Consider the following 9,430-nt stretch of genomic DNA (forward strand, 5'->3'; position numbering starts at 1 on the left):
AAGCTCGACGCCGCAGCCGCGCAATTCGCCGCGCAATATGCCGATCTCGCACGCCCGCGCCTCGCCGTCCTGCTGGGTGGGCGCACGCGCCGTGGCGGCTTCTCTGCGGGCGACATCACCCGCTTGCTCGCCATCCTCGCCGCCTTCCGCGCGCAGGGTCACACCGTCATGATCACCCCCTCCCGGCGTACGGAGCCCACCGTGCGCGAAGCGCTGGCCGCGCGCTTTGCCGATGATCCGCAGATCACGCTCTGGGGCGGGACCGGCGAGAACCCCTATTTCGGCATGCTCGCCCTGGCCGACCGCATCCTTGTGACCGCCGATTCGACCTCGATGGTATCGGAAGCCTTGTCGACGGGCAAACCGGTGGATCTGTTCAGCTTCAGCGGGATGGGGCCGCGCCACCACCTCTTTGCACGGCGCCTCGCCGCGCTGGGGCATGTTCACGATCTCGAAACCGACGCGGATGTCGCGCAGGTGCGCCCCGCAACCACGGCCCCGCCCGATGCCGGCAAGATCGCGGCAGAGCGGATCAGCGCATTCCTGCGCCAGCGTCTCGGGGATGCAGCCTGACACCTGTGCGCAAGCGCGTGATCCGGTCGCGGCCTGATTGACAGCGCGCGCCCGGCTATCCAAAACAAGGCGCAAAGGGAGATCTGCCATGGCGCATCACCACGCGAAAGTCATCATCATCGGTTCCGGTCCGGCCGGCTATTCCGCCGCGATCTACGCCGCGCGCGCGATGCTCGAGCCGATCCTGATCTCGGGCATCCAGCCCGGTGGCCAGCTCACCATCACCACCGATGTCGAGAACTATCCGGGCTTTGCCGATGTCATCCAGGGGCCTTGGCTCATGGAACAGATGCGCGCCCAGGCCGAGCATGTCGGGACGCGCTTCGTCTCGGATCACATCAGTGCGGTGGATCTCTCGCAGCGCCCCTTCCAGCTCACCGGCGATGGCGGGGAGACCTATTCCTGCGATTCGCTGATCATTGCCACCGGCGCGCAGGCCAGGTGGCTCGGGCTCGAATCGGAGCAGAAGTTTTCCGGCATGGGCGTCTCCGCCTGCGCGACCTGCGACGGTTTCTTCTTCCGCAACAAGCATGTCGCCGTGGTCGGCGGCGGCAATACGGCTGTGGAGGAAGCGCTTTATCTGGCCAATCTGGCGCAGAAGGTCACCCTCATCCATCGCCGCGACAGCCTGCGCGCCGAGCGCATCCTGCAAGAACGCCTGATGCGCAATCCCAAGATCGAGATCCGCTGGAACGCGGCGGTCGACGAGATCTGCGGCGGCGGCATGCCCCCGGGGGTCACGCATCTGAATCTGAAGGATACCGTCACCGGTGAGATTTCGGAACTGCCGATCGACGGTGTCTTCATCGCCATCGGCCACAAGCCGGCGACCGAGCTTTTCCAAGGTCAGCTGCCGATGAAGACCGGGAATTATCTCGTCACCCATCCGGGCAAGACCGCCACCGACGTGCCCGGCGTCTTCGCCGCCGGCGACGTGACCGATGACATCTACCGCCAGGCCGTGACGGCTGCGGGTATGGGCTGTATGGCAGCGCTCGAAGTCGAGAAATTCCTCGCCGAGCATTCGGACGATCCGTCGGAGCGACTGGAGGAATTGCAGCACAAGCAACCGGTCGGCGCCTGGAACTGAGCGCGGATGTCACGCGCCGCAGCGCGCATTCAGCGCCCGCTGACCACCTCGAAACCACCGGCGCGGCTTGCGCGGACGGGACGCACCATTGTTCCGCTCTGGCGGGGCGGGGTGAAGGATGTACGAGGCCTTGAGGCGCTCTCGAACATGCGGTTGATCCCGCCGATCACCTCGAAGGAACGCCGCGACATGCTCCCGTTACGGACCCGCTCGGACGTTTCCGCCTCTGGGGCCTGCGCAACAAGCGGCGCTTCATCCGTATCCAGGCCCGGGATGGGCACGATCTCGACATCCTGGTGCGCGAAGCTCATGATTTCGCGCCAAGCCATGGCGGGCAGCGAACCGCCGGTCATGCGCCGGGTCGATTCGTAATTGTCATTGCCAAACCAGATCGCGGAGACGTAGTTTCCGGTATAGCCACCATACCACGCATCGCGATAAGCGTTCGTGGTCCCTGTCTTGCCTGCGGAGACGATGCCGTCGAGGGCCGCACGGCGCCCGGTCCCGGCTGTCGGAACGGTGGAGAGCATCCGGTTCATATCCGAGACAACTCCCGTCGCGAGCACCCTTTCGGGCTCATGGTCGCGCCGGCGCGAGTAGAGCTGTTCACCAAAGGAATTCCATACTTCGAGCGTAACGAAGGGATCGACGCGGCTGCCACCATTGGCGAAAACGGCATAGCCCGCCGTCATGTCCATCACGGTCATCTCAGAGGCGCCGATGGGCAGCGAGGTCGTGTCCTGCATCGGTGTGCGCACGCCCATGCGCCGGGTCATCTCGATGATCTTCGCCCTGCCCTCACGGGCATTGCCATTGCCGAGTTCCAGCGAGAAGCGCACGGGAATGGTATTGATCGAACGCGCCAGGGCGGTCGTCATGGGCATGGCGCCGGCAAACGAGCGATTGTAATTGTTGGGGCACCAATTGCCGATGCAGATCGGCGCATCGCGCACGATACTGTCGGGACGGTAAGGCAGATGCGACAGAACCGTCGCATAGACGAAGGGCTTGAAGGCGGAACCCGGCTGGCGCAGGGCCGACGTCGCCCGGTTGAACTGGCTCGCGCCGTAATCACGCCCGCCGACGATCGCGCGAACGGCGCCGTCGGGATCCATCACGACCGCAGCCGCATCGCGCACGCCATAGGCCTCGCCGTGCTGGCGAAGGATGTTCTCGACGGCCTGATCGGCATGCGCCTGCAACTCGAGATCGAGTGGCGTCTTGACGATGAGCACGCGTTCATTGCCGAAATGACCTTCCCGAGCCATTTCCCTGACCTGCTCAAAGGCCCAGTCGAAATAATAATCCGCCGGCGTGTCCCGACCCCGGTCGATCGCCGTCGCCGGGTTTTGGCGTGCCACCTGCACCTGGCCCTCGCTCATGAAGCCGGCATTCACCAGATTCGTGAGGACTTCATTCGCCCGTGCACGCGCCGCGGGCAGGTTGATATGGGGTGAGAAGCGCGACGGTGCCTTGAACAGGCCCGCAAGCATTGCCGATTCGGCGAGCGTGAGATCCTTGACCGATTTTCCGAAATAGAAATCAGCCGCCGCCGCGACACCGAAATTGCCGCCGCCCATATAGGCGCGATCGAGATAGAGCTTGAGGATCTCCTCCTTGTCGAGTTGCGCCTCCAGCCAAAAAGACAGAAAAGCTTCGCGGATCTTACGGTCCATCGAGCGCTCATTACTCAGAAACAGGTTCTTGGCCAATTGCTGCGTGATCGTGGAGCCGCCCTGCACCACCGCATCGGCGCGCGTATTGACGACGAGGGCCCGCGTCGTCCCGATCGGGTCGATGCCCCAATGCGAAAAGAACCGCCGATCTTCCGTGGCGAGCGCCGCCATGATCAGTTCGTCGGGAAAATCCTCGAGCCGGACCGAGTCGTCGTGACGGATGCCGCGACGCCCCACTTCCTCGCCCTGGCGGTCGAGGAAGGTGACGGCGAAATCCTGCGTGCGGCGCCAGTCAACATGCGTCTCGTAGAAAGCCGGGATCGCGAGCATGACCAGCACGGCCCCGGCGGCCACGCTCAGGGTTGCGGCCTCGCTGGTGAGGTCGAGCAGCACCCGGCGCATCCCGCGAAACCGGAAAACCCGCATGACGCGGTTATAGCCACGCCAGAAGCGCTTGAAATCGCCCTGGCCCTCGAAAGCGGAAGCGCTCAGCCAGGCGTCGAAATCCGCCGCCCAACGCTTGATCCGAGTCCAGAGACTTGTTTCCGGGGCCAGACGCAACGAACCCATCCTTGGCACATGACACATACGCGCCGAACAGACCGCGCATAATCGCCGAAAGCCGATTATTAAAGGAATATTAACGCGCGGCTAGCCCGCCCATACGACAAACCACGCAATTCACGCAATTTTCTCGAAAACCGCGCATGGCCTGATGCAGTCCGCATGGTTAACGAAGAAAACCTCATAAATGTTAATGATCAACAATGCACGCCACGCAAGGGGGGTGATCCCACTCATTGCAAGGCCGGCATCAATCGCCTATCCATGAGCACACGCAAAACGAAAGCGAACATCATGGCAGAACGCCCCTTCTGGCAGGTCAAGAGCCTCGCGGAAATGAGCGCCGAGGAATGGGAGAGCCTGTGCGACGGCTGCGGGCGCTGCTGCCTCGTCAAGCTCGAGGACGAGGATACCGAGCGCGTCGTCTATACCGATCTCGCCTGCCACATGTTCGATGAGGGGACCTGCCGCTGCCGCGCTTACGAGGAGCGCCTGCGCGAGGTGCCCGATTGCGTGCAACTGACGCCGGAAACGGTGCAGAAGATCGACTGGCTACCCCCTTCCTGCGCCTATCGCCGCCTCGCCGAGGGGCGCGACCTGCCCGACTGGCACCCGCTCATCACCGGTGATCCGGAGAGCGTCCACCGCGCCGGCGCCAGCGTACGCGATCGCGTCGAAGCCCTGGATGGCGGCTTCTCGCTCGTGCTCATGGCCGAGAACGACATGGATGGTCTGATGGCGCGGATCGCCGAGTGGCCGGAGGAGGACGTGCCTGACGAGGGTCGCCAGCCCGACGAAGGCCGGCATGATTGACCAGCCCGCCTTCGTCGGGGAACGGCCTGCTAGAGCATCACTCCGTCAGGTGGATACCGGCTGACGGAAAAAATGATGCGTCACACAATGACCTGGAGCGCCCGACCTGACTCCGTCAGGTCGGGCGCTCTAATCGTGACGCGGCGGGTGCTCGACGACACCCTCGATCCATAATTTGCGCACCAGGATCATGACGGTCACCGCCAGCGGCACGGCAAGCAGAATCCCGATGAAGCCGAACAGCACCCCGAAGATGATGATCGCAAACAGCGCCACGGCCGGCGGCATTGCGACCGCGCGCTTCTGGATGAGCGGCACCAGTACATTCCCCTCCAATTGCTGTACAGCGAATGCAACGAGCAGCGCATACAACGTCATTTCCAGGGAAATGTTGAAGCCGAAGACGAGTGCGGGAACAGCGCCGAGAACCGGGCCGATATACGGAATGAAATTCGTGAAGCCGGCAATCAACCCCAGCGCGGCAGGGGTCGGCAGACCAACAGCCCAATAGCCCAAGCCCGAAAGCAGGCCTACAAACAGCATGCTCACCATCTGTCCGAGAAACCACTTCTTGAGCGCGGCACCGGTTGCGAGCATGACATCCTCGACACCATGGCGCTGGTCGGGTGGGAACAGGCTGGCAAACAGCTTGCGATACAGCTTGGGATCGTAGGCGAGATAGATCGCCGCCACGATCAGCAAGAGAAGATTGGTGAAGCCGCCGATGACGGTATAGCCGAATCCCGCCGCCTGGCCGAAAAGACTGGCTCCGAACCCGTCATCGAGCTGGCTCTCGATCTCACTGAGGGGGTCTTCGATACCGAGCCGTGCCGCGAACCCGTCGATCTGTTCCGGGAGCTGCGACAACAGGTCTGTCAACTGCGTTTGCAATTGGGCACCGAAGAAATAGACGAACCCCGCAAGAGCCACGCCCACGACGAGCAGCGCAATGTAAAAGGAAATCGCCCGCGGCACATGTGCGTGGCGCTCCAGGGCAAAGGAAAAGGCACGCAGTATCACCGCGATCAGGATGGCTGCAAAAACCAGCAGCAACGTCCCGGCCAGCAACCAGAAGAAATAAGCCATGGCGAACAGGCCGAAAACAATCAGGGCACGCCTGAAAAATCGCCTGTCATCATGATCAAGGCCGCTGAAACGCGAGGGTTTTTCATTCATGCCGCTTCTCTATCCGGATCTTCGCGTTGCGCAATCGCCTGTGCGGACCCGAACAGACGGGCCCGGGCGCGATGCGGATAGGCAACGGCCTGCCTTGTGCTCGGTTCCGGCATTGATGATCGCGCCTGCAATCACACCGCCAGCGAATGCCGCCCCGGACTCGGCTCCCAATGGGCGTCGAGCCGAGCGGCGACGTTGCGCACGAAGAACCGCGCCTGCGGCGTCACACGGATGCGATACCCCTCGATCCGGCACAGCCCGTCTGCGACGAGCGACTCCAGCGCCATGAGCGCAGCGTCGAACATAGCCGGCTCATGCCCGTATGCGCGCGCCATCTCTGCGAGATCGACCTCCAGCGCGGCCATCAGCTGCATGATTACCTCGCGACGCAGATGGTCGTCCGCAGTGACCGAGACACCACGCACCACCGGCAGATGCCCGGCATCGATGCTCTTTGCCCATTTGCCGAGATGCGGCTCGTTCTGCACATAGCCCTGCGGCAGGGCGCCGATCGAGGAGGCGCCGATGCCGATCAACGTATCCGCCCCGTCGGTGGTATAGCCCTGGAAATTGCGCCGCAGCGTTCCCGCCCTGGCGGCTTGCGCCATGGCATCGTCGGGATGCGCGTAGTGATCGAAGCCGATCGCCTCCCAGCCGGCCTCAGCGAAAGCGGCCTCGGCCGCGCGCGCCTGTTCGAGCCGCTCGCCGGCGCCGGGCAGCAGATCGGCATCGATGGCGTTCTGATGCTTCTTGAACCAGGGCACGTGCGCGTAGCCGAACACGGCGGCGCGGTCGATGCCGAGATCAAGCATGGTGCGGATGGACTTGCGCACATGAGCGGCTGTCTGTTTCGGCAGACCGTAGATGAAATCCGCATTGACCCGCGTGATGCCCACGTTACGCAGCAGATCCATCGTGCGCACCACATCCTCCAGCGGCTGCACCCGGTTGACGAGCTTCTGCACCTGCGGATCCATGTCCTGGATACCGAGGCTGACGCGGTTCACTCCGGCTTGCGCCAGCGCGCACGCCATCTCCGGTTCGAGCGTGCGCGGATCGATCTCGACGGCGATCTCGGCATTGGGCGCGAAGGGGAAAAGCTCGCGGATGCGGTCGATCACGGCGGCGAAATCCTCCGACGCGAGGATCGTCGGCGTGCCTCCTCCGAAATGCAGATGCGCAACGGGGCCGGCCGTTGGCGTGGCCTCGGCCAGCAGTTCCGTCTCACGCATGAGGCGGCGCGCATACCGCGCGATGCGGGCATCGTCGTTGAGCACGCTGGTATGGCAGCCGCAATACCAGCACAGGGCCCGGCAATAGGGCACGTGCACGTAAAAGGAGAGCGGGGCGGCAGGGTCGAGCGCGCCGAGCCAGTCGCGACAGACGCCCTCGTCGATGTGGGTATCGAACTGGGCAGCGGTGGGGTAGCTCGTATAGCGCGGGACGGTCTCCAGCGCGTAAGCCATGGGGATGGTTGTTCGGGGGAGCGTGTTCATGCCCCCAGAATCATGCGGGCGCGCCGGCTTCGCCTTGATCCTGCTCAAACAGAATACCGTTTTCCGGTGAATCCGCACTCTCCCCGATCTCGGGCAGGCGAAAGCCGATCTCGGCGCAGCCCCAATGCCGCCCGCCGAGGAAGATCGGCGCGGAGATCATCCGCACCAGCCCGGCCTCGTCACGCAGATTATGCGCGACACTGGGGCGCAGATTGCGCGCATGTCGGCGCGATTCCCGGTCCTGACGCAACTGTCCCGGACGCCAGGGCGGCAATACGCCTCTGGCAGGCGCGGAGCCGGCTCCGGCTGCGACATATCCCCCGCGATCCATCGCCGCGACATGGGCGATATCCGGATTACGCTGCAAGAGACCCGCGACGAAGGCCGCGAGATGGGCCTCGAACAGAGCGGCGCAGGGATGGCCATAGGTGACGTCATCACTCTCACGCGGCGGCTCTAGCTGCGGCGCGATCAGATCCGCATGCGCGCAACTGCCCTCGGCGACGGCGCGCTCGAGCGCCGTGCGGATTTCGCGGGCAAAGGCGTGGACGCGGGAGACGAGGCCGTCATCGTGATGCTGCACCGCGTTGAGCATGCGCCGCAGGGGCGCGCGGGCAGGAGCGTTCACGGCGTGGCCGAGATCGAAGGCGACATGCAGCCCGTACTGACTGATTCCGGCAACCGTCCCCATCAGCGGCGGCGCGTCCGGCAAGGTCAGGCGCACCGGCTGCCCGCGTCGGAAACCGTCGGGCATATCGAGCGCCACGAGGGCGCCGGTCATCGAAATATCGATCGTGCGGGCCACGTATTGACGCGTGGCGGTGGCGAGCGTGCAATGCGAGAAGAAGGCCAGACGCGGTGCGGCGCGCCGATCGCCCAGCGGCGTCTCGCGGATCATCACCATGAATTGCTCGACGAGCGTTTCGATCAGCTCGCGAGAGGCGCGCGCCTCCGCCGCGATGCGCCGCGCCATTCCCGTCGCCTGCGCCGCCGCCGTGCCGATCCGCGCAAGGCGATGCCGGATCAGCGGCTCGATTTCGGCGGGAGGCAGCGTGTCGGAGGCAAATTCCGTCACCGCCGCATTGAGCGCGCGCCGCGTCATGCGCAATTCCGCCGCGAGCGCCCCGGCTTGCGCGCCGGCCTCCTCGACAAGACCGGCGAGCCGCTCGATCTCCGGCCAGCCCGCCCGCAAGGCGCGCTCCAGCTCGTCGACTTCACGCGCGAAATCGAAGAAACCCCGCGTCGCCGATGCAGCGCGCACCGCGCACAGACCGCTTTCGAGGGCCGTCTCGCCGATGGCGGCGACGATATCCTGTATCTGCGAAAAGACCGCGAGCCAGATTGCCGGGTCGAACGCGGATGCGGGTTCGGAATCCGCAGCGCATTGGTTGTCCGCGATCAGCGAGAGCGCCCGGCTTGCGGCACGCACCTGCGCGGCGGCGATACCGCGCCCGTCACGCTCTGCCCGCGACGCGATTTCGCCCAGGGCCGCCGCTTCCGCACCGACGCTCTCAGCCAGACGGTCGATCGCCGCGACCGCCTCCGGTGCGGGCGCAAGATCGTAACCCGGATCGATCTCCGCGTCGTAATATGCGGCACGCCCGTCCCGCCAATCCACGCCACCGCCATGACCGATCGCACCGTAAGCGGCGAGCGTATCGTCGAGGATGAAGTCGGGCGCAGCCGGGCCACCATCGGCACGGCTCCGCCCGACCCAGTCGAGGGTCATGAAGTCGCGCCTGAAGCGCGCGAGCCGCTGACGGACCGAAATATCCAACGCATTACCCACCGTCAAAATTCGACGTCAACGTAAACAGAGATTCTTTTCTTTTGGTGAATCTCCGATATGACAAGCGTTTGCAGCAACCGATCCGGGCGTTGACGGATCGCCCGGGACGCGCAAACCTCTCGGTCAAGTTCATGAGGAGTCGCGGATATGGATGCAGTCGCATCGTCACAACGCAAGTTCGGCATCGGCCAGGCGCCAAAACGCGTGGAAGATCAACGCTTTCTCACCGGCGCAGGCCGCTACACCGGCGACA

The 9,430-nt window shown here is 64.3% G+C and carries 7 protein-coding genes; 3 read left to right on the plus strand and 4 right to left on the minus strand.

From position 1 onward, the window contains the following. Together VKP01_RS01975 and trxB are read left to right on the plus strand one after the other, a co-directional pair. Positions 1-573 (plus strand): ELM1/GtrOC1 family putative glycosyltransferase (locus tag VKP01_RS01975; RefSeq protein WP_324409957.1); only part of this gene is annotated, 573 nt, incomplete at its 5' end. A gap of 88 nt (positions 574-661) precedes the next feature. Then, positions 662-1,663, plus strand: coding sequence for a thioredoxin-disulfide reductase (trxB, locus tag VKP01_RS01980; RefSeq protein WP_324409958.1), 1,002 nt, complete (start codon positions 662-664; stop codon positions 1,661-1,663). Between the two features lie 29 nt (positions 1,664-1,692). On the opposite strand, the gene VKP01_RS01985 is transcribed toward trxB, so the two are convergent. Next, on the minus strand, positions 1,693-3,900 hold the full coding sequence (locus VKP01_RS01985; protein ID WP_324409959.1) for a PBP1A family penicillin-binding protein: 2,208 nt from the start codon (positions 3,898-3,900) through the stop codon (positions 1,693-1,695). Positions 3,901-4,197: 297 nt separating this feature from the next. Between VKP01_RS01985 and VKP01_RS01990 the strand changes: the two genes are divergently transcribed. Beyond that, the gene (locus tag VKP01_RS01990) at positions 4,198-4,716 is read left to right on the plus strand and encodes a YcgN family cysteine cluster protein (protein ID WP_324409960.1); all 519 of its coding nucleotides are present in this window, start codon (positions 4,198-4,200) and stop codon (positions 4,714-4,716) included. A 129-nt stretch (positions 4,717-4,845) separates the two neighbouring features. On the opposite strand, the gene VKP01_RS01995 is transcribed toward VKP01_RS01990, so the two are convergent. From VKP01_RS01995 to VKP01_RS02005, 3 genes are all read right to left on the minus strand, one after another. Continuing rightward, positions 4,846-5,892, minus strand: coding sequence for an AI-2E family transporter (locus VKP01_RS01995; RefSeq protein ID WP_324409961.1), 1,047 nt, complete (start codon positions 5,890-5,892; stop codon positions 4,846-4,848). A 131-nt stretch (positions 5,893-6,023) separates the two neighbouring features. After that, positions 6,024-7,388: an oxygen-independent coproporphyrinogen III oxidase gene (gene hemN, locus VKP01_RS02000; RefSeq protein WP_324409962.1), complete on the minus strand. Its 1,365-nt coding sequence runs from the start codon at positions 7,386-7,388 to the stop codon at positions 6,024-6,026. A 10-nt stretch (positions 7,389-7,398) separates the two neighbouring features. Next, positions 7,399-9,165 carry a PilZ domain-containing protein gene (locus VKP01_RS02005; RefSeq protein ID WP_324409963.1) on the minus strand — a complete coding sequence of 589 codons (1,767 nt, stop codon included), beginning with the start codon at positions 9,163-9,165 and terminating at the stop codon, positions 7,399-7,401. Positions 9,166-9,430: the final 265 nt, after the last annotated feature.

The organism is Saliniramus sp., from assembly GCF_035311605.1.
GTDB lineage: Bacteria > Pseudomonadota > Alphaproteobacteria > Rhizobiales > Beijerinckiaceae > Saliniramus.